Source organism: Bacillus sp. SIMBA_026 (assembly GCF_046535335.1).
Lineage (GTDB): Bacteria > Bacillota > Bacilli > Bacillales > Bacillaceae > Bacillus > Bacillus velezensis.
The window spans coordinates 1-256 of record NZ_JAWRWX010000301.1 but is presented as its reverse complement, the minus strand read 5'-3'; the positions used below and the strand labels follow the sequence as shown (position 1 = coordinate 256).

Sequence of the window (256 nt, the reverse complement as noted above, 5' to 3'; positions counted from 1 at the left end):
CAGGACAGATCTCAAGGCGCTCGATCCCGGGCAGGATCTGGTCGTCTGGCTCGGGCATTCGTCCTATTTCGTGCAGTTGGCCGGCAAGCGCTTCTTGATTGATCCGGTCTTCAGCAACAACGCGGCTCCCGTGCCCCTCACGAACAGGGCTTTCGAGGGCACCAGCGTCTATACGGCAAACGACATGCCCGAGATCGATGCGCTACTGATCACCCACGACCACTACGATCATCTGGACTACCCGACCATTCGCGCC

1 protein-coding gene is annotated in these 256 nt (G+C 59.8%); it reads left to right on the top strand.

The annotated features are described in order from the left end of the window. Positions 1-256, top strand: a 256-nt coding sequence (locus SB847_RS21560) for an MBL fold metallo-hydrolase (protein ID WP_410578723.1), incomplete at both ends; no start/stop codon positions are given.